Source organism: Pirellulales bacterium (assembly GCA_036490175.1).
GTDB lineage: Bacteria > Planctomycetota > Planctomycetia > Pirellulales > JACPPG01 > JACPPG01.
The window spans coordinates 68,161-87,589 of sequence record DASXEJ010000343.1; the positions used below are offsets into that span (position 1 = coordinate 68,161).

Annotated in this window: 9 protein-coding genes; 6 read left to right on the top strand and 3 right to left on the bottom strand. The window is 62.2% G+C overall.

The window, feature by feature from the left end:
- Nucleotides 1-48: 48 nt before the first annotated feature.
- From VGG64_26035 to VGG64_26055, 5 genes are all read left to right on the top strand, one after another.
- Entirely contained in the window at nucleotides 49-5,193 is a 5,145-nt protein-coding gene (locus VGG64_26035; GenBank protein ID HEY1603091.1) for a PVC-type heme-binding CxxCH protein, read from the top strand.
- Between the two features lie 23 nt (nucleotides 5,194-5,216).
- Nucleotides 5,217-9,755 carry a c-type cytochrome gene (locus tag VGG64_26040; protein ID HEY1603092.1) on the top strand — a complete coding sequence of 1,513 codons (4,539 nt, stop codon included), beginning with the start codon at nucleotides 5,217-5,219 and terminating at the stop codon, nucleotides 9,753-9,755.
- A gap of 209 nt (nucleotides 9,756-9,964) precedes the next feature.
- Nucleotides 9,965-10,684 (top strand): hypothetical protein, encoded by a 720-nt coding sequence (locus tag VGG64_26045; GenBank protein HEY1603093.1) that lies wholly within the window; start codon nucleotides 9,965-9,967, stop codon nucleotides 10,682-10,684.
- On the top strand, nucleotides 10,674-11,504 hold the full coding sequence (locus VGG64_26050) for a TPM domain-containing protein (GenBank protein ID HEY1603094.1): 831 nt from the start codon (nucleotides 10,674-10,676) through the stop codon (nucleotides 11,502-11,504). The genes VGG64_26045 and VGG64_26050 overlap by 11 nt, the downstream gene beginning before the upstream one ends.
- 78 nt (nucleotides 11,505-11,582) lie before the next feature.
- Nucleotides 11,583-12,551, top strand: coding sequence for an amidohydrolase family protein (locus tag VGG64_26055; GenBank protein HEY1603095.1), 969 nt, complete (start codon nucleotides 11,583-11,585; stop codon nucleotides 12,549-12,551).
- Between the two features lie 66 nt (nucleotides 12,552-12,617).
- On the opposite strand, the gene VGG64_26060 is transcribed toward VGG64_26055, so the two are convergent.
- The 3 genes from VGG64_26060 to VGG64_26070 form a co-directional block, all read right to left on the bottom strand.
- Nucleotides 12,618-14,405, bottom strand: a complete 1,788-nt coding sequence (locus tag VGG64_26060; GenBank protein ID HEY1603096.1) for a hypothetical protein — start codon at nucleotides 14,403-14,405, stop codon at nucleotides 12,618-12,620.
- 68 nt (nucleotides 14,406-14,473) lie between these two features.
- Nucleotides 14,474-14,962 (bottom strand): HEAT repeat domain-containing protein, encoded by a 489-nt coding sequence (locus tag VGG64_26065; protein HEY1603097.1) that lies wholly within the window; start codon nucleotides 14,960-14,962, stop codon nucleotides 14,474-14,476.
- Nucleotides 14,963-15,135: 173 nt separating this feature from the next.
- A complete protein-coding gene (locus VGG64_26070; GenBank protein HEY1603098.1) occupies nucleotides 15,136-15,327 on the bottom strand; it encodes a hypothetical protein in 192 nt (63 codons plus the stop codon).
- Nucleotides 15,328-15,617: 290 nt separating this feature from the next.
- Here VGG64_26070 and VGG64_26075 point away from each other — a divergent pair, with 290 nt between their 5' ends.
- On the top strand, nucleotides 15,618-19,007 hold the full coding sequence (locus VGG64_26075; GenBank protein ID HEY1603099.1) for a fused MFS/spermidine synthase: 3,390 nt from the start codon (nucleotides 15,618-15,620) through the stop codon (nucleotides 19,005-19,007).
- The last annotated feature ends 422 nt before the right edge of the window (nucleotides 19,008-19,429 follow it).

The following is a 19,429-nucleotide window of genomic DNA, read 5'->3' on the forward strand; positions in this document are numbered from 1 at the left end:
AGGCCCCTCGCCCGAATTTTCGCCCTGCACGTGCGTTAAGGACCTTTCATGCGTATTGCCGTAGCTCTCTGGCTGGGAGTGTTGGCGTGTCTCGCGCCGGCCACCGCGTGGGCTGATGGAAATCGGCTGACTTATCTGGATTCGACCGATCCGTACTACGCGTCGCGCGATCTGCCGGTTTTGGCCACACCGCAATGGGTGGGCGAGCCAGGGGTCGAGGCCGTGGTCGTGTTGGCCATCGACGACATGCGCGGCCACGAAAAGTGGGAAGCCTTCCTGCGTCCCATCCTCGAACGGCTCAAGCAGATCGAAGGTCGCGCTCCGCTGAGCATCATGACCAACCAGATCAAGCAGGACGAGCCGCACTTGCAGCGCTGGCTGGCGGAAGGCGTGAGCCTGGAGACGCACACAGACACGCACCCTTGCCCGCTGCTGGCCGGCGGCGATCTGGAAAAGGCGAAGGGAGACTACGATCGTTGCGTCGATCTGCTAGCGAGCGTGCCACGCAATAAGCCGGTCGCGTTCCGCATGCCGTGCTGCGATTCGTTGAATACTCCCAGCCCACGGTTCTTTGCCGAGATATTCAATCGCAGGACGCCGGCGGGGAATTACCTGGCGATCGACTCCTCGGTTTTTCAGCTCTTTACGCCGGCGGACCCGCGCTTGCCGCGCGAGGCCGTGTTAGACGCTCAGGGGCACGAGCGTTTTCGCCGCTACCTGCCGACAGATCGCACATTTGTAAATCGGATCGACGATTATCCATATCCTTATGTGATCGGTCGCCTGTGCTGGGAGTTTCCTTGCGTCGTCCCCAGCGACTGGTCGGCCCAACATCTGCAAAGGCCGAACAATCCGCAGACGGTGGCCGATTGGCAAGCGGCGCTCGACGCCACGGTTGTCAAACAGGGAACATTTACGCTGGTGTTCCATCCTCACCAATGGATTCGCAGCGAACAGGTCATCGAATTGATCGACTACGCGGTGACAAAGTATGGTCGCCGGGTGAAGTTTCTCAATTTTCGCGAGGCACTCGCACGGTTGGAAAAAAACGTGTTGGGGGGGCAGGCTTTGCGCGCCCCTGATGGCGCCGACAACGGCGCACGGCTGTTGGATCTCGACCAGGACGGGTATCTCGACGCGGTCATCGGCAACGAGCGCCTAAAGCAAACGCGCGTCTGGTCCACCGACAAAAAGGCGTGGCAGGTCGGCGAATTCCCAGCCATGCTGGTCGAAGTCGATAAGCAGGGGGGCCATCGCGACGCCGGTGCTCGCTTTGGCGTGGTGCGCGCCGGGGGCGCGGCATCGATGCTGATCGCCAACGAAAGCGTTCGTCACGCCTGGACGTTCCGCGACGGAAGCTGGCAAAAGGACGACGATTTGTTGGCCGGGTTGCCCTTGGTGAGCGGCCCCGTGGCTACGAGCGCCGGTGGCCGCGACCGGGGCGTGCGGCTGCGCGATCTCGATCGCGACGGCACGTGCGAACTGTTGCTCTCGAACGACACGCAGCAGGCAATCTTTGCGTTCGATGAAGAACAGAGCGCTTGGCAGCGGCCCGCGTCGTCACCCCGGCTGCCCCATTTTACTTCGATCGTCGACGCTGCGGGCCGCGACGCGGGCCTGCGCTTCGTCGACGTCGACGAAGATTCGTACGACGATATCGTCTTCTCCAATGATGTGCATTACTCAGTGCATTTGTTCCGCCCAGGATCAATCGATTGGCATCATGTCGTTCAAGGCAATCGTACCGGCGCGGCCGGCGAGGTGCCGCGCATCGTTCACGACGGCACCAACAATGGGGCCTGGTTCGCCGCACGCCATATGTGGGTCATCAACGAATCGACCGACAAGCTCAAGGACCTGGTCGACCGGCGCTCGTTCGCCGAGTGGCTAATGGATGTCGAGCCCCAGGCTAAGCCGCCGGCTGCTTCGCTGCGGTCGATGCGGGTGCGCCCTGGCTTTACGGTCGACCTGGCCGCGGCCGAACCGCTGGTGGTCGATCCCGTGGCATTCGACTGGGGGCCTGACGGCCGTATGTGGGTCGCCGAGATGGTCGACTATCCGTCAGGCTTGGATAAAGATGGCAAGCCGGCCGGTCATGTTAAGTGCCTGGAAGACACCGACGGCGATGGCCGTTATGACCGAGCTACGGTGTTTCTCGACGGCGTGGCCTTTCCCAATAGCGTCAAGGTATGGCGCAAGGGAATCCTCGTCACAGCTGCGCCCGACATTATCTATGCCGAGGATACCGACGGAGACGGCCGCGCCGATGTGCGCGAAATTCTGTTCCACGGGTTCGGCGAGGGGAACCAGCAGCATCGCGTGAATGGGCTGACGTTCGGGCTCGACAATTGGCTGCACTGCGCCAACGGCGACAGTGGCGGACAGATCGAATCGACCAAGACCGGCGACAAGATCCCGCTCAGCTTCCGCGATTTCCGCATTCAGCCCGACACTGGCGCGCTCGATTTGCTGCTTGGTCAGTCGCAATTCACGCGAGTTCGCGACGATTGGGGCAACTGGTTCGGGTCCAGCAATAGCGAGCCCATGTATCAGTTCGTGCTCGACGATCGATATCTGCGGCGGAACCGTTTCTTGGCGGCGCCCAACGCGCGGTTGGATGTATCGATCGCACCGGGCGCGGCACCGGTATTCCCGCTCAGCAGGACCATGCCGCGATTCAACGATTTCAACGTAGTAAACCGCTTCACGTCGGCCTGCGGGGCGATGGTCTATCGCGACGATTTGTTCGGCCCGGGATTTGTCGGCAACGCCTACGTTAGCGAACCAGTCCACAATCTCGTGCATCGCGAGGTAATGACGCGCGAGGAAGTTCGCTTTGTCAGCCGCCGTGCGGATGACGAGCAACAGTCCGAGTTTCTGGCGTCGAGCGATAATTGGTGTCGGCCCACCATGCTGCGCACAGGGCCTGACGGCGCGCTATGGGTAGCCGACATGTATCGCGCCGTGATCGAGCATCCGGAATACATTCCCGATGAGTGGCGGAAGCGACTCGACCTGCGAGCTGGCGATACCATGGGGCGCATTTATCGCGTCTATCCCGTCGGGACGCCGCCGCGGCCCATCGCACGGCTCGACAAGCTCGACACGGCCGGCCTGGTCGCGGCGCTCGATAGTCCCAACGGCTGGCAGCGCGACATGGCGCAACAGATGCTCGTGTGGCGCGCCGACGCGGCGGCCGTGCCGCGATTGAAGCAAACCGTGCAAACGTCGGCTCGCGCGCTGGCGCGCTTGCACGCGCTGTGTACGCTTGATGGACTATCGGCCATTGACGAGGCAACGCTGCTCGTCGGCCTGCGCGACGGTGAAGGGGGCGTGCGCCGCCACGCGCTTCGCCTGTCAGAGCCGTGGCTGGCTCGCTCGACTGCGGTGGCCGACGCCGCATTGCGTCTTACCGACGACTCGGACGCGCAAGTTCGCCTGCAACTAGGTTATAGCCTGGGAGAATGGCGCGATCGGCGCGCGGGCGAAGCCCTGGGCAAGATGGCCGTGGCGAACGTCGACGATCCGTACATCTCGGCTGCCATCCTCAGTTCGGTAGGACGCGAGCAGCTCGACGGCGTGGTCACCGCCGTTTTGGCGGCAACCACCGGCCAAGAACATCTGGCCGAGCTGTTCGAGAAGTTGCTGGCCATGGCCACGGCGTTCGACGATGCCAGGGCACTCGTACGGTTACTGTCGGCAGTGGCGGAGCCGCGTGATGGGCAATATGCCACGTGGCAGGTCGCCGCGTTATCAGGTCTGCTCGATACGCTCGATCGGCGCAATTCTGGCCTGGCGAAATTTCGCGCCAAGTCAGACGAAGCTCTCAATGCAGGGTTGGATCGCCTGACGCCGATGTTCGTTTGGGCCCGTGCGATCGTGAAAGATGACAGCGGCGCGGACGAAAAACGCATCGTAGCTCTTGGCCTGCTCGGTCGTGGCACTGACCAGCAGCAAGCGGACATCGAGCTGATGGCCGCGTTATTGGTACCGAGATATTCAGCCGAATTGCAGACTGCCGCGATCGCGGCGCTGGCACAATTGGATGACGCGCGCGTACCAGGCGTTTTGCTCGCCCGTTGGAAGGGTTTTGGCGCCGACTTGCGCGGGCAGGTGCTCGACAGCTTGCTGCGGCGCGAAGCGTGGATCAACGCCCTGCTCGACGAGATCGAAAGCGGCCGTATCGGCGCGGGCGAGATCGACGCCGCCCGGCGACAACGGCTGGTCGAATACCGCGACAAGGCGATTCACGCCCGCACAGAAAAGCTGCTGGCCTCGTCCAGCCACTCGAACAGGCAAGCCGTTATCGAGGAATATCGCGCGGCGCTCGGCACGGCAGGCAATAGCGAGCGTGGCAAAGCCGTGTTCAAGAAGAGTTGCTCGGTCTGTCATCGCCTGGGCGAAGTAGGTAATGCCGTCGGCCCGGATCTTGCCGCGCTCACGGATAAATCGAGCGAGGCCCTGCTCGTGGCCATTCTAGACCCGAACCGTGCCGTCGAAAGCAAATTCGTCAACTACACCGCTGTTACATCCGCCGGCTTGACCTATACGGGCATGATCTCAGCCGAAACTGGTGCAAGCATCACGCTCGTCGGTCAGGAAGGGAAACAAACCACGATTCTGCGCGCGGATCTCGACGAGTTGGCCAGCAGTGGCCGGTCGCTGATGCCCGAGGGCTTGGAGAAGGATGTCAGCCCGAGCGATTTCGCTGATCTGATGGCCTACCTGTCGACGACGCGTCCGCCGCGCCGCGTGTTCGATGGCAACGAGCCGAAGCTGGTCGAGCCGGAAGATTTCCGCGGCGAGTTCTGGTTGCTGGCCAGCGATTGTGAAATCTATGGCGACACGCTGGCCTATGAGCCGGTATATCGCAATCTCGGCATGTGGGGTAGCGCTAGCGATCATGCGGTGTGGAATTTCGAAGTCGTGAAGAAAGGCAAATACGTCGTCCGCATCGACTACGCCTGCGACGACTCGGTAGCCGGCAACAGCTATGAGCTGGTGGTAGGAGATACGGTCTTCGGCGGCAAGGTGCCCGGCACCGGCAATTGGGATAGCTACCGGCAGCTCACGCTGGGCCGCGCCACGCTCAAGCCCGGACGCTATCAGGCCGTGCTGCGACCCACGGGCAAGATCGACGGATCCTTGATGGACCTGAAGAGCGTGCGGATCACGCCCATCCGCGGGGAGTGAAACTTTTGGTGGAATCGCGCGACATGACTGAAAATGTGCCGCGGCTCGCTCGCGTGTCCTGCCGGATCATCGCAATTGCCGTCATCATCTCCTTTCGCGCGTCCATCGGCGCGGCCGAGCCGGCACGTATTGCAGAGTCGGGCAGCCAGAATCCGCACGCCGGGAATCTCGCCGCTGAATTAGACGAAGCCGAGGATGAAAACGGCCCACTGGTTTTGCCAGCCGGGTTGCGTGCCGAATACACGGCCGCTACGAAAACCGTAACGCGTATCGACACGGCCTTGCGATTCTCCTGGAAGGACGAGCCGGCCGACCCGCGGCTGCTGCTTGGCGATTTCACCGCGCGTTGGACGGGCAAGTTGCTGGTCGTCGCACCGGGAGTTCATACATTCCATTTGTTTGTGGCCGGCGGCGAAGCTCGTTTGACGCTCGATGGCAAGCTGCTCATCGAGCGTGACGTCGCCGAACCGCAGTGGCTCGACACTGCTGCGCTCGACTTGGATTATGGACACCACACGATCGAGATAACATTCAGTCGGCATGGCCTCGCGGCACAGCTTGGCCTGTATTGGTCGGGCGCGCGGTTCCAGTTAGAGCGAATTCCCGAGCGATATTTGTTTCACGATCCGCAGCCCTCGGCCGACGAGCAATTCACCCAGGGACGCCGTCTGGCGCGAGGGCTGCGCTGCGCCAACTGTCATGAACTGCCCGACGTGATGCCGGCTCCCTTGGCTCCCTCGCTGGAAAGACTGGCGGGCAATATTTCGCGTGCCAGGCTCATGGATTGGATCGGCGGTCGCCGGGCACACCCGTCGGCCGATTCCGGTAAGAAGTCGACGCGCGATCCCGACCAGGCCGACGTCCATGCGAAACAATCTGCACACGGTGCCGTTGCGGCCGGAATCGCTGCGCAGGAAATAGACGACGTTAAGTTTCGCATGCCCGGCTTGGGACTGAGCCGCGAAGAGGCGCGCCATATCGTGGCCTTTTTGCTTGACGAGAAGGCTGTCACTGCTGGCGTTGATCCTGCGCACAATAGCGCCCAAAAAGGCGCAGAAGACGGTTCCGAGAACACGGCCGATGCCCAGGCGGGCGAGCAGCTGTTCAATTCGTTGGGGTGCCTGGCGTGCCATGTGATGGGCGACCTGGGATCGCCACGCCTGGCTGGCGGCGGCGATCTATCAACGGTCGGTGGCAAACGACCGCCTGACTTTTTCACGCGGTGGCTTGCCGACCCGGCGCAGTCGAACCCTGCCCATCGGATGCCTGTGTTTCCGCTCGACGATGATGAGCGCCGGGATCTGGCGGCCTATCTGGCGGCGCGCGTCGACGAGCAGCCGGGCAAGCCACCGCCGAATGACGAAATCGAGGAAAACCAGGACGGTGACGTGCAGCGGGGCGTTCAACTTGTCACGGCCCATCATTGCGGCGCCTGCCACGCACTGCCTGCCGCGCCAGGCGCGAAACCTGCCGCTTTAGCCGCGCCGCAGCGGCGGCGTTTGCCGAAACAAACCGATTGGAACCGTAGCTGCCTCGGCGAGCCTGACGTCGCGCATGCCCGGCCCGGCTATCGGCTTCGTCCCGAACAGCGTGAGGCTATTATCGCCTACCTGAGCGAAATGTCGCACGATGCTGCGCCGCGACACGACGACGGGCGCGATCCTACCTCCAATCACCCGTTCGATGGCGCGCGGATCTTTGCCGAACGTAACTGCACGGGCTGTCATAGTCGTGGTTTGGCGCCGGGTATTGCCGAGCGATTGCCCGCGGTTGCCGCAGCGCATCCTGAACTGGCACGCGCCCTGGCAGCGCTGGCACCCCCTTCGCTCGACGATATCGGCGACAAACTCGAGCGTGCCGCCATTCTGCAGGCTGTGACAACGACGGTGCCGCCACGCCGCCCATGGCTCAAAATCCGCATGCCGCGATTTGCATTCGTCGCGGGCGAGGTCGAAGCCCTTGCTGATTGGTTGATCGCAGCCGATCGTTTGCCCGAGCACGGTATGCCCGCGCGTGGCAGCTTTGCCGAACGGCCGCTCGATGATGAGTCGTTATCGGTCGCCGGACGTCGCCTGGTTACGTCCGAAGGATTTGGCTGCGCGAGCTGTCACCAGATTGGCAAGTCGATTCCCAAGCAAGACAATCTGGCCGCGCTGGGGACTGATCTTTCGCTGGTCGGGCAACGGATACGTCGCGCCTGGTTTGATCGCTGGGTGCGCAATCCCGCGAGGATTGTGCCTCGCATGGAAATGCCGGCAATCGAGATTCCTGTACCCGGCGTGCTTGACGATGCGCTGGCCGATCAACTTGCCGCGGTCTGGCATGTCTTGAATCGTCCCGGCTTTACGCCCCCTGCGGCCGGCGCGCTGCGCGTGGTGCGCACGCGCAATATGTCTGACGAGCCAGAGCCTGCGGCCGTGCTGACCGATGTATTGCGCGTCGACAAGCGGGCCTTCGTGCGGCCGCTGGTGCTTGGGCTGCCGAATCGTCACTCCGTTTTGTTCGATTGCGAAGAGAACCGGCTGGCCGGCTGGTGGTTGGGTGACGTTGCCCGCGAACGGACCGAGGGAAAGCGTTGGTTTTGGGAGCCAGGGGGTACGCACGTGCTGGCGATTGCGTCGCGCGGCGCGAGCGAACTCACCATCCGACAGTCAGGTCGAGTTAGGGATCCGATTCGCTCTAGACAGTGCGCGGCCGAACTGGATGCGTGGCGGCATGTGCCAGGTGGTGTGGCGTTTGATTATCGGTTGGCATTCGATTCGGCCGGCGAAGGTCACCGCTGCGAACTGCACGTGACACAAACGGTAAATGCCATTCCAGCCAATACGCCGAACGTGCGGAACGGATTCCGTCGTCGCATTGAGATCCAGCGCGCGCCTGCGGACGTCGAGATTCAATGGCGGCTGTTGCTAGCGGACGTGGCGGGTCGAATCCTGGGACAGTCCTTCACGACAACGGATGGCGCAGCAGGTCAGGTAACGGTGCGGTTGGTCGAACCGGCGGCCGCGCTGGCGGTTGAGGCGGGATCGCCGGTGGCGCGTCTGGTGGCGAACCGTGACGCGAAGGTGATCATTTTCAAAGCGGAATATACAAGCGAGGTTGCGGCCGATCGTTATCCGACGCGATTGCCCGCACCCGCGGCGCGCCCTGCGGTGCAACTGGCGTGCGTGCCGGGCTTCGACGGAATAAGGTTACCGCTGCCCATCACCGAGATGCCCACCGGTTTTGCCTGGCGGCGCGACGGCACGCTCATGTTCGCCTCGCTCAAGGGGCAAGTTTGGTTGGCGCCCGACAGCGACGGCGACGGATTGCCCGACGGCTTGCGGCCTCTTTCCGATGAATTGGCGGCGCCCTATGGGCTGGCCGATCGCGGCGATGCCGTCGACGTCATCAATAAGAACGGCCTACTGCGGCTATCGGAATTCGATGCCCAAGGATATGCGCAGCGTACCGAAGTCGTGGCCGACGGGTGGGGGCATACCGAGGACTATCACGATTGGGCCGTGGGGCTGGTCGGCGACGGTGCCGATGGGTATTACGTCGCGCTGCCATGCCGACAGAATCAACGTAGCGATGCGTCGGCCTTGATGCGCGGTCAAGGATTGCACCTGCTGCCGCGCACGCCGACGTCCGATGATCCACGCCGCTATGCGGTCGAGCCCTTCTGCGCGGGTTTGCGCTTTCCCATGGGTTTGGCCATCAATCGCGCGGGCGCACTGTTCGCCACCGACAACCAAGGAAACTACAACCCGTTTAACGAACTGAACCACCTGGTGCCGGGCGCGCATTATGGTTTCTTCCACAAGAGTGAAAGCCACGCCGCCGCGCCCGAGCGCCGCGATCCGGCCGTCGAGATTCCTCACCCCTGGACCCGCAGCGTCAACGGCATTTGTTTTCTGGAAACGCCTGCCGCGTTGCGCGCACAATCTGGAAAAGACATGTTCGGGCCGTGGGAGGGGCATCTGGTCGGTTGCGAGTACGACACGCGACGTCTGGTCCGCATGAGCCTCGAGATGGTCGGCACGACGTACCAGGGAGCCGTCTATCCACTCAGTATCGAGCCGGCCGAAGGCGCCGACACGTTCGAGGGTCCCATTGCGTGCGCGATTGCGCCGGATGGGTCGTTGTATGTCGGCAACATGCGTGACAGTGGTTGGGGCGCCGGCCAGAACACGGGTTCGATCGTTCGGCTGCGCCCCCACGGGCCACTTCCTGGCGGCATCGCGGTAGTGCGTGCCGCGGCCGACGGATTTACCATTCAATTTGCCGCGCCAGTCGTGCAGCAGGCCGCCGCGAAGCCGGCCAACTACTCGGTTGTCTCGTATCGGCGCATCCCGACGGCGGACTATGGCGGACCGGACATCGATCGCCAGGATTTGCGCGTTCGCGCCGTGAATCTATCCGCAGATGGACAGAGCGCGAGAATCGAAGTCGACCCGCTGCGTGCTGGCTTCGTTTACGAAATTCGCGTCAAGAATCTCGCACCGCCGGGGGAACCGTTCTTTCCGGCCGAGGCGTATTACACGTTACGAGCCGTGCCGAACGGAGGGGATTCGCAGTAGTCAGTATTGACTAAGTGGTCGCCAGCTGGCGAAGGAATTTTGCTTGAAGAGTTCTGCGGAAGTTGTCGCTGGCATCGGTCGGGATACAAGCGACCCTGTGATGCGAGAGCGTGCGGCGCGGTGTGCTTGCGAGAATCTTGCAGGTAACCGAGAATCAGCGGCGCGAACACGCCACCGAACACCTCGTCTGAGATCCGCGAGCCACGGTTATGGATTTGCCCGGACTGAATAGCCTGCCCGAGGCGTTTCGTGAACCACTGCGGCATTACGCCGAGCGGCTAAGTGATTTTGGCAGCCCACACGTATTGGGCCTGACCTTGTATGGGGCGATTGCCGGGCCGGGTTTTGATGCCAGCGTACACACGATTCGCAATGTTCTCTTCATCGACGCCGTGGGGCTGGGCATCCTGCGAAAAATTTCTACCGAAGGATACCGCTTCGGCCGCAATTACATCACGGCCCCGCTGGTGACGACGCCGGAATTCCTGCAAGCGTCGCTCGATACATTTCCGCTGGAGCTGATCGAGGTGCAAGAGCGGCGGCTGGTGCTGTTTGGCGAAGACTATTTCGCTAGCATCGCGCCGGAAGCGGCGCACGTGCGTCTGCAATGCGAGCGCGAGTTGAAAGTGCTGGCCGTCGGCATGCGGCAGGCCGTGGTGGCCGACGGCGCGAGCGAGGCCGCGTTGCGGCGCGCCGCGACGCCCACGATTTACAGCGTGCTGCGCGTATTGCGGGGGCTGCTCTGGTTGAAGAACCGCCGCGAACCGTTGCAGGCTACCGCCGTGCTGGTCGAAGTCGAGAATCTGGCCGGGCGGCACCTGCCCGGGATTCGCCAGGCGTTCGAAGCGCCGGCCTCGATCGATTGGTTGGTCTTTGAAAAACTGTACGACGATATCGAGGCTCTGGGACATCTTTCCGATGGCTGGTAGGCCGACCGCGAGCAACGTGCTATGCGTGGCACTGATCGCCGTGGCCTTGGCCGCGCATGCGCGGGCCGAGGTTACGGTGCGCGATCCTGGCACGCGCATCGTAGACGAGGCCCACGTCATCGACGCGGACACGAAGCAAAAGCTGGAAGGATATCTCGAAGAGCTCGAACAAAAAACCACGGCACAGGTGAAAGTGCTGACCGTGCACAATGACGACGGCGAAGATATCGCGTCGTTTGCTCAGCGACACTTCGACCTGTGGAAGCTGGGACAGAAGGGCAAGGACAACGGTGTTTTGATTGCCCTGGACGTAGACGACCACAAGGTCAGCATCTTGACCGGCTATGGCGTCGAAGGGGACCTGCCGGATTCTTTTTGTGGCACCTTGCGACGAAAGATCACCGATCAATACTTCCGCGGCGGCCAATATGCCGAAGGCCTGTTGCAGATGGCCGTTGCCATCGCCAACAAGATTGCCGACGATCAACACGTCAAGCTGCTGGGCGTGCCCGATATTCGGCATGAAGTGCCCGACGAGACCAGCTACGCGGCGCTGTTCATGCTGCTGTTCTTCGCCGCGGTCTTGATGTACCTGCTCTATTCCACGATGCAGCGCGAACGCCACCGCCAGGTGTGGCGTGGCGACCTGACCGATATCTCGTACTGGGGACGCGTGTTGGGAGATATCTTCGCCAGCGGCGGCGGCTCGACCTGGAGCAGTGGTTCGGGCGGCGGATTTGGTGGCGGCGGAGGAGGGGGTGGAGGATCCTTCGGCGGCGGGGGCAGCTCAGGCGGCGGTGGCAGCAGCGGTGGATGGTGAGTTAAGATCGAGCTTGCCGTGTCTCCCCGCAGGGGCCACATGCCTCGTCCGCTGCGCTTGAATGGTGGAGGAAACGTGATGAATCGCCGCCGATTCCTGAAAGCTGTGTCGCAGTCGACGGTTTCCCTCGCCTGCATTCCCTACGCACGGAGTTTCGCCGCGGAATCAGGGCCCTCCCAGATCAAGAGTCCTGTCGTCGATGCACACATGCACGTGTGGATCAACGATCCCGGCCGCTTTCCTTTTGCCCATCCCTATCAGCGTGACTATCAACCGCCCGACGCGCCCGGCACTGTTGACGTGTTGCTGGCCGACATGGACGCCAACGCAGTCACACATGCTGTGCTGGTGCAAACAATCTGCCACGGCTGGGATAATCGCTACACGGCGCATTGCGTGCGCGCCTGTCCTACGCGGCTGCGTGGTCATGGTCTAATTGATCCGGTCGATCCTCACGTGGCCGATAAATTGAGTTACTGGATGTCCGAGCAGGGCCTATCGGGCATGCGCTTCAGCCCGATCTACTACAAAGGCAAAGACGACTGGATGACGTCGCAGGCGCATGTCCGTTTGTGGAAAAAAGCGACCGAATTGGGCGCGATCTTCAACTTCTTTGTCGCCACCGATCAGCTGCCCAAGCTGGCAATGATGATCGAGCAATTTCCGGCCGTGCCGGTGGTGATCGATCATCTCAGTCAGATCGATTTGGGCGCTGCGGATCCGCTGCCCGAGATGAAGAAGCTGCTGGCGCTGGCGCGGTATCCCAACGTGCGGGTCAAAGTCTCGGAGCTGACGTCCGTCTCCAAATCGCACGAGTATCCGTTTGCCGATGCGCTGCCGTGGGTGCGGATGGTCTACGATGCTTTCGGGCCATCGCGTTTGCTGTGGGGCACCGGCTATCCAGGTCCGGCTCGCGCCTTCTACAAACGGCCCACATTGGCCGACGAGCTGACGTTAGTACGCGAGAAGATTCCCTTCTTCACCGCCGAAGATCAGCAAAAAATTCTTGGCGAGAACGCCGCCGCGATATGGAAGCTAACCGCCTGATGGGCGGCTTTGCCGTTTCTATGGATAGCCGTCGGAATCCTCCGCCGCGGCGAACTTTGGCAATGGTCAAACAGGCAGTCCGAGTGCCGTGCGACCGCGGTCGGTCAGTCGGGCCGACGTCCAGGCCGGTTCCCAGGTGAAGTCGACGATCACGTCGCGCACGCCTGGCAGTTTTTGCACGCGTTCGCGGATCCCTTCCTCGACGCGGCCGCCCCCTTGGAAAACAAAGAACTGGTACACCGGCCGGCCCCGATGGGGCATCGTCAGCACGATGCGTACGACGCCGTTGCGCACGCCGACGTCGTAAACGTAGCCCTTGTCCACGATGTTGGCGTCGATGGCGTACAGTTGTTCGTCGCGCACCTCGGCCAGCGCCTTCCAGATGGCCGGTTTAAGCGCGGCTGTGTCTGCCGTCTCGCCGGGGCGCGCCAGGGCACGCGGGTTCGCCGTCGCGCCCTTGAATGCCGTCGGCATTTCGCCGCGCACGGCCAGCGGATTAAGCAACCGGTGACGCGTCTCTTGGATTTTTGTCGCGGCATCCTGCTCGGGATAGGGTGACATCAGGTAGGCATTCTGCTGTCGGATCGACGCGCCGGTCGTCATGTGTGCCTTGCCGGCCGGATAGCGGCTCCATAATTGGCCGTGGCCGGCATAGTGCAAAGTCGGCACACCGCCGTGCGGCAGCGATGCGAGCCCTGCAGCCTCGTGTACCAGTCGCAGCGCGATGAAGGAATCGCGACTGGTGCGATTCATGAATCCCACGCCCCACAACGCATCGACCTGGTCTGGCGGGACCGTACCTTCGTGCAGCCGGCCCGACGAGTCGATCCACACGCTGTCTGTAAAGGAATACCCGGAAAACACCCACTCGTCGTCGCGGGTGGCCTCGATGTCGAAATCCTGCACCATGTCCATCCGACCCTGCTTCAGGAAATAAGGTGCGCGAGCGTAAAACGTGTATTTGATGTCCATATGCATGCGGCTGGGTGTGAACAGCGGGTGCATGGGGCTGGCAGGAAAACCCCAGCGGCGAACCTGCACGCACAACGGACCGCGGACGACTTCATAATTAGGACAGGCAGGCCAGTTGCGCATGCGCAATTTCTGAAAGTTGCCCTGGTCGACGTAGTCGTGCCCCCAATCGATGTCGGGCGGCTCGCCATGTCCTTTGCCGCCGGCGTACAGTTCCAGCCCATGCTCGCGCGCATAAGTAAGCCGTTCGAGCTGACCGGTCTGGCGCGAGAGGCGGGCCAGGTAATGACGGTTCGCAATGTCCAATCCGTACCCCTCGCCTGTCACGCGTAGATCGCTGGCGTAATCGGGTAACTCGGCCTGGGTGTTGCCGTGCAAAATCAGGTACGGAGCCGCGTCGTGGGACGCCACATCGGCCAGAAAAACGAGTCGCACCTGCCGCTCGCCCCCGAGTCGCTTTTCGGCATACACTTGGCTGGACACTTCGCGGAGCTTCTTGTCTTCCGCATCCCACTGCGCCACGCGCACTTCGCGTGCCGGATCGACGCATTGATCAGCCGGAAAGGCAACGCTCAGATCCACAGGCTCTGCCGCGCGGGCGATGCCGACGGTTTCGAACAGCGTCAGCGGTTTGCAGTACGACCAACCGCGCGCCCAGGCCGCCACGGCCGGCGGCAACTGGCTGACGGGGACGGACGAGGAGGCTGGCAGCTGCGGCTCGCCCTCGGCAGCCTGCGTTTGCCGCTCGAAGTCGAGCGTCTCTTTGATCGAAGCCGCCAGCGACATGGCCACATCGAGCTTGCCTGCCTTGTAGGCGGCTTCCAGCAGTTGCAGCTTGCGGGCGACGGTGTCGGTGTGATCGCTGTACTGAATGTTGGTCATGAAAGTCCTTTGCGAGCACGTCGGTGATTCGCTCTTGACGCTGTGGGGTGCCACGAGCGCGCCTGCTGTTAACAGTCCAGCGCGGACAGTGCATCGCGCGCGAGCGAAGCTAGGCGAGCGTCGCTGTTGCTTGCGGCCGCATCCAAAGCCGCACGTGCCGTGGTGGCGGGCCGACCGATCTTACCCAAGGCCCAGGCGGCCCGCTGCCGAACGGCCATCGCCGGATGTTTTTCGAGTGCCGTGATCAGCGCAGGCACGGCCGGCGCGGCAGCGGCCTCGGCGCGGCCCAATAACGTGGCCGCCCAATACGCCACTTCGAGCGATGGTCGCGCGAGCAATGAGGCCAATGTTGCCACATCCGACGACGACGGCGGCCCAAGATCCTCCAATGCTGCCACGGCCGGCTCGCGCGTTTGCTCATCACCACAGGCCGCGACCAGGGCTACGGCAGCCGGCCGCGCGTCGGACCCCAGGCGAGACAACTCTTCGGCAGCCGACTGTCGTTGGGCCGCATCGCCCGACTCGAGCGACGCGACCAGTTTGGCAACATCCGACATCGACGGCTTCTCCCAGGGGCGAGTATGCAAACGATGAAACGTCTGGATTCTAGCTGTCGTGCTAAGACCAGTCACGCGTCCGCCGAGGACGCTAGAGCCGATTTGTCCCACTGGTGAAAATCGCCACGGGGAAGCCGGTCGAGTGCCGACGTTCGAGAGAAGGCAAAGCCGCCTTAGATATGGCGGACGATCCGCGCCGGCAAGGTGAGCAGCGCTTCGAGCGTCTCGAACAGCGCCTCGAAGGTGAGGCCGATCAGCCGCAAGGGGAGCAGCACCAACCACACGATCGGGTACAGAAACAGCACCAGAATCGCCAGCGGCCAGCAGAACACAAAGAGCAGACACCACACGAAGAAGGTGAACATCAGTCCCACCGATTCCAATGAATTGGCTTGCCCCACCATTGTTATTCGCCACCCAGGCCTGGATATTGGGCAGGCCTGGTCGCTCTTTCAGGAAAAGGTGCCTCAGGCCGGCCGTTTTTGGCTGGTAGCGATGTGCCGCTGGTCTGTCGACAGCAGTGCGGCCGGCAACTACGATAAAAAGTTTCGGCTCCGGCCCGCAGGCCAGAGCAGGCCGTGGGGGGCCAGTTGGACGCGACGTCGCAATTCTGAGCGCGTTGATCAGTCCTATCGGCGAACGGGGGAGAGCCCGCGTGAAAACGGCGGATATCGAGCAGCGGACGTCACGAAACATCTTCTGGCTGGCGTCGTTGATGTTCTGCCTCTCCGGCGGGACCGGCCTGGCCTATCAGGTCATTTGGTTCAAACGCTTTGCCCACGTGTGGGGCAGCTCCAGCCTGGCGTTTGCCGCCGTCGGGGGCTCGTTCTTGTTCGGGCTGGGTGTGGGGGCGTATCTGCTGGGGCGCTATGCCGACCGTGTCTTGCGACCGCTGCGCTGGTATGGATGTTGCGAGCTGGCGATCGGCGCGCTGGCCATCGTGATTCCGCTGCAGATTCAATTTCTGGTCGAACAATCGGCCGGATTCTATTGGCGACTTCCGGGCGATCCGCTGCTGCGGTTCTTGCTGCAATTTGTGGTGACGTTATTGGTCGTGGGCCCTCCCTGCGTGTTGATGGGGGGCACGCTCCCGCTGTTGATTCGTGAACTGACGGCCCGCGACGGCCGCCTGGATCAGGCCACGGGCTGGCTATACGCAATCAATACGTTCGGCGCGGCGGCCGGCTGTTTTCTGACAGGGTTCTGGCTGCTGCCGCAGCATGGGCTGGTTGTTGCCAACTACCTGGCGGCGGCAGTCAATATTTCGATCGGCGCCGTGGCGGTCTACCTGACTCAACGCGTGACGCAGCCGCAGCGCAAGTCGGCCCCGACAGCACGCGTGCCGACCGCGGCGGCCATCTCGCCGGCGATCGATGTATCAGCGCCGGGTCTGTCGTTATTGGGCTTGTACGTAGCCGTGACACTATCAGGCTTGGGGGCTCTTATTCTCGAGATGACCTGGAGCCGGCAGCTGGCGCTGCTGCTGGGCGGTTCGGCATATACCTACAGCGCAACGTTGTTCGTGGTGCTGATAGGCATCGCCGTCGGCAGCCTAACGTTCCATTTATTCCTGAGACGTTATGCGTTCAATCCCTGGTTGCCCGTGATTGTGATCGGCGCCCTGGCCCTGAGCTGCCTGATCGCTGCGCTTTTGATGCCGCAGTTGGCGCTGGCGCTGATGGTGGATCTGCGCAAGGTCAACACCCCGAACCTGGTCAACAAACTGCGACAGACATTGTCGGGCAACGCCCTGGTCTGCGTGACAGCCAGCGCCTGCCTGGAACTGATTCCATCGATCGCGATGGGCATTCTGTTTCCGCTGTTTGTCGACCTGACGCGGGCCAGCGCGGCGCGGGTCGGACGCACCGTAGGCGACGTTTACGCCTGGAACACGCTGGGGTCGATCTTCGGCGCGACGCTCACCGCGGTCGTGCTGTTTCCTTGGATCGGCACCTATGGGTCGATTGCGTTGGCCACGGGGCTGTACGTGGTGACGCTTGTGCTGGTGTTGCCGTTGCGCAGCGGGCCCGCGCGGATGTTGGCGGCCGGATGTCTGGCCGTGGGGGCGGCCGTCGTCGGCGGCATTCTCATTCCGCACGATCCGTTGCGCACGAACCTGGGCATGTACATGTACGGCAATCCGTTGGAAAAACCTTCGGCTATCCAGCAGAATTACTTCGCCGAAGGCGCGTCGTGCAACGTGTTGGTCGCCACCTCGACTGTCGACGGCGTAAGGAATCTGCGCGTGAACGGCAAGGTGGACGCCAGCGACGGCTTGGACATGGTCACGCAGTCCTGCCTGGCGTACGTGCCAAGAATTCTTAAACCCGACGCGCGCGACGTCATGGTCATCGGCTTCGGCAGCGGCACGACTTCAGGCGTGAGCCTGATGTTCCCGGGCACGCACGTCACCTGCTGCGAGATCGAGCCGGCGGTGTATAGCGCCGCCTCGTACTTTGCCCACGTGAATCATCGGCCGCACGAGCAGACGCGTGAGGCCTTGCAGGAGCGCAACGCGGCGCTACCCGAGCCCGAGCGCCGCAGCGATGCGCAGATCGACGAACAGGCCCGCTTCAAAATGATATTTGGCGATGGTCGCACGACGCTGCAAGGGAGCGACCAGAAGTACGACTTGATCATCTCCGAGCCCTCTAATCCCTGGTTGGCGGGCGTATCGAACTTGTTCACGCGCGAATTCTTTCGCGCCGCGCGCACGCACCTCAAACCAGGAGGAGTCCTGGCCCAATGGGTGCAAACCTATAATCTCAAGCTCGACGAATACAATTTGATCCTGCGGACGCTACGCAGCGAGTTTCCCAATTGCGTCATTTGCACGGGTATCCCCAGCGACACGCTGCTGTTGGCTTCGGAAGAGCCCATCGACGTCGATCCGGCCGCGCTGGAAAGGCTACAGAAGGTGGTGAACGACACCCCCGAGATTCGCGAAGACTTGATCCATTATTTTGGCCTGGCCGACCTGCGGATGGCGCTGTTGCGGCATTTCTGCCGAGACGAGAAGACACTGGATTTCGGCGCCGGCGTGGGAACGGACCTGCCCTTGAACACAGACTCGAATCTGCTGCTCGAATTCTTGGCGCCATTGCACTTGTTTACGTCGATCGACTTCGACGCGAGCGCCGTGCAAATCGCGAAGCATCCGGACCTGGCGGCCCTGGATAGGTGGGCGAAATCGTTGAACATCATGCCCAAGACGGTCGACTACGAGATCATGTCGGGACTGCGGGATGCCATCGCATTTCGCCCGACGGATGCTCTCGGGCATTTTCAGGAAGCGCTCAGGATCGACCCCCACAGTCAGACCGCGCGGGACCTCATCGTGCGCTCTTTGAAAGACACCCGCGATCTCGGCCTGACGGTTGCCACGCTCAGCGGACTGGTCAAGACGAATCCCGATGAGGAGTCGCTCGTGCTGGAATTGGCCACGGCACTCGGCAGGAACAAAGAGGATGTGAGGCAGCGCGAAGTGCTTTTGGAGTACGCGGCCCGGGTGCCGCAGAACGTGCCCGTCCGCGACGCGCTGTCTCGTTACTTCGTAGCGCGTAACGAGCATGCCGCGGCGTTCGAGGTGCTCAGGCAAATGGCCGAGTTGCAGCCGCAAAACCCCGTGACGCAGGCCCAAGTGGCGCAGGAGTTGTTAGCGTTGCGTCGTCCGGCGGAATCGATCGCCTACTTTCGCAAGGCTCTGGAGCTGAGCCCCGCCATGGATGCCAACAACAAGAGTTGGTTATGGGCAAACAATATCGCGTGGATCAACGCCACGAGTACTGATCCGGCGCTCCGCGACGGCCCCGAAGCCGTACGGTTGGCCAAGCAGGCACTCGATGCCGCTGGTCCGCAGCAACCAGGATTGGTAGACACGCTGGCCTGCGCCTATGCCGAAAACGGCCAATTCGACGAGGCCGTTCGCTATGCCAAAGAGAATTGCGAGCAGTTGAAATCCGCGGGAGCCCAGGCGCCCGCGATCCAAGCCGCCGAGGATCGCATCAAGCTCTTCGAAACGGGCCAGCCCTATCGCGAGCCGTGAACAGAATCGATTTGCGTTGCGACTTGTTGAAGGTTGTGCCAGGCCAACCTATTTTCCTCGGGAGCGACCTCTCGTGCTGGGCGCAACAAAAACGCCCGAAACTCCATTGGCCATGGAGTTTACGGGCGTGATTGCGTAGCGAGGGCGACGGGACTCGAACCCGCAACCACCGGATCGACAGTCTAAGACCTACCCGATACTGCCCGACAGCACGCTACGCTTAAGCCGAAAAACACGGGACATCGGCCGAGTTATGAACGCCCCGTGTCGGCGAACATAGCACTGGCATTGAGTGTTGGATGAGTGTTGAGGCGTACGTTTGTACGTCAACCCCTGATGATGCCGCTTCGGCTGATGGTCTCCAACGCTTGCGCAACTCGAGCCAGTTCGTCCGCGACATTTCTTGTGTTTTGGATTTCAGC

Coding starts and splice junctions, on each gene's coding strand:
- VGG64_26035 (HEY1603091.1), top strand. CDS start 49: ATGCGTATTGCCGTAGCTCTCTGGCTGGGAGTGTTGGCGTGTCTCGCG.
- VGG64_26040 (HEY1603092.1), top strand. CDS start 5,217: ATGACTGAAAATGTGCCGCGGCTCGCTCGCGTGTCCTGCCGGATCATC.
- VGG64_26045 (HEY1603093.1), top strand. CDS start 9,965: ATGGATTTGCCCGGACTGAATAGCCTGCCCGAGGCGTTTCGTGAACCA.
- VGG64_26050 (HEY1603094.1), top strand. CDS start 10,674: ATGGCTGGTAGGCCGACCGCGAGCAACGTGCTATGCGTGGCACTGATC.
- VGG64_26055 (HEY1603095.1), top strand. CDS start 11,583: ATGAATCGCCGCCGATTCCTGAAAGCTGTGTCGCAGTCGACGGTTTCC.
- VGG64_26060 (HEY1603096.1), bottom strand. CDS start 14,405: ATGACCAACATTCAGTACAGCGATCACACCGACACCGTCGCCCGCAAG.
- VGG64_26065 (HEY1603097.1), bottom strand. CDS start 14,962: ATGTCGGATGTTGCCAAACTGGTCGCGTCGCTCGAGTCGGGCGATGCG.
- VGG64_26070 (HEY1603098.1), bottom strand. CDS start 15,327: ATGTTCACCTTCTTCGTGTGGTGTCTGCTCTTTGTGTTCTGCTGGCCG.